At 59.7% G+C, this 1,816-nt stretch carries 2 protein-coding genes and 1 pseudogene; all 3 read left to right on the forward strand.

Features of this window, described 5'->3' with window-relative positions; genetic code table 11:
* Nucleotides 1-202: pseudogene (locus tag L0H65_RS19330) on the forward strand (hypothetical protein); the annotation flags it as partial.
* 68 nt (nucleotides 203-270) lie between these two features.
* The gene (locus L0H65_RS19335; RefSeq protein ID WP_301460815.1) at nucleotides 271-1,308 is read left to right on the forward strand and encodes a DUF475 domain-containing protein; all 1,038 of its coding nucleotides are present in this window, start codon (nucleotides 271-273) and stop codon (nucleotides 1,306-1,308) included.
* 44 nt (nucleotides 1,309-1,352) lie between these two features.
* The coding region (locus L0H65_RS19340; RefSeq protein WP_301460816.1) for an MATE family efflux transporter at nucleotides 1,353-1,816 on the forward strand (464 nt) is incomplete at its 3' end.

Below are 1,816 nucleotides of genomic sequence, written 5' to 3' on the forward strand. Positions count from 1 at the left end.
TGCCCCCTACCCTTGGCTGGTGATCCACGGACACACGGCACTGCCAGCGGCGGTGAATTATGGCAACCGGGTCGATATCGACAGTTCTGCCGCCTATGGTGGCCCCCTGACCGCCGTGGTGATCGAAGGGCGCGATGTCTTTGTGTTGCAGGGTGACAGCCGCATTCCGTTGCGTCCCACGCCCGGGGCCCCGATCCGCTAGGAAGAAGGGCGCGCGGGGGCTTGACCCTTCGGCTGCAACGCGCCACCTAGGAACGACAGGGGGCATTCATGGCGACAACTCTAAGCTATTTCCGCTGGGCCATTGGCTTCACCGTCATTGGCCTCATCCTCGCGTTCGTCCTTGGTTGGTTCACCTTCGGCAATCTGAACGGCGCGATCGGATTCTTCCTGATCGGCTGCGTCCTTGCGGTGTTGGAAGTTTCGCTGTCCTTCGACAATGCGATCGTCAACGCCAACAAGTTGCAAAACATGACGCCGGAATGGCAGCACCGATTTCTGACCTGGGGCATCATCATCGCGGTCTTTGGCATGCGGATCATCTTTCCGCTGCTGATTGTGGTCGTGGCTGCCGGGATTGGCCCGTGGCAGGCGCTGCATCTGGCCGCGACCCGTCCGAATGAATATGCCCGGATCATCGCGGAAGCGCATCTGGGCATCGCGGCCTTTGGCGGTGCGTTTCTGATGATGGTGGCACTGAATTACTTTTTTGACGACGCCAAAGAAGTGCATTGGATCGCAGTTCTGGAACGGCAGATGGCTCGCTTTGCCTCAGTGCGCGGGTTGGAAGTGGCCTTGGTGCTGGCAATGATGCTTGGTTTTTCACGCTTCGTCCCACCCGAGCGGCTGGATACCTTTCTGTTGGCAGGGCTTTCGGGCCTGCTGACGTTTTTGGCGGTGGAAGTCGTGGGGCACCTGCTCGACGCCAGCCATGAGGCGACAGATCTTGCGGCCAAGGGCGGCGTTGGCGCGTTTCTTTATCTGGAGGTGCTGGACGCCTCGTTCAGCTTTGACGGCGTGATCGGGGCGTTCGCGCTGACGCAAAACCTGTTCCTGATCGCCCTCGGTCTGGGAATTGGTGCGATGTATGTGCGTTCGATGACCATCATGCTGGTCGAGCGGCAGACACTTGCCGAATTCCGCTATCTTGAAAACGGCGCATTCTGGTCAATCCTGATCCTGTCTATCATCATGTTCGCGCAAACGCTGTGGCATATCCCCGAAGCCGTCACCGGGCTTTTGGGGGCCGGAGTGATTGGCCTCGCTCTGCTGTCCTCGCTGCGCTATCGTCGCCACGCAAAGGCCTGAACCCTTTCGGTGGGCATACCGGGCGGATATCCAAGAGGCGTTTCATGGCAAGCGGTGCAATTGACCGGGATCTGACAACAGGCGCGATTTCCGGCCATTTCCGCGTGCTGGCGGTGCCTGCTGCTGTGGGCATGCTGTTTTCCACGCTTTACAATGTCGTTGACGTTTATTTCGCCGGGCAGATCTCAACCCAGGCGCAAGCCGGGCTTGCGGTAGGTTTTCAGGCGTTCTTCATCAACATGGCAGTGGGTTTCGGCCTTGGTGCCGCGATGAGTGCGCTTGTCGGCAAGGCAAAGGGCGGCAAGGACGTTGAAAAAGCCCGAAAACTGGCAGTTCAGGGGATCAGCTTCGGGGTTCTGGCCACTGCTGCGCTGATGGTGATTGCGCTGTGGTTGGGGCCGGCGCTGATTTCCGTCGTGTCCGAACCGGGGGAGTACCGCGATGCCGGGACCAACTATTTCCGCTGGTTGATCATGGCGCTGCCGGGGTTCTTGCTGGCATACGGCGG

This window comes from Pseudorhodobacter sp., assembly GCF_030452865.1.
GTDB lineage: Bacteria > Pseudomonadota > Alphaproteobacteria > Rhodobacterales > Rhodobacteraceae > Pseudorhodobacter.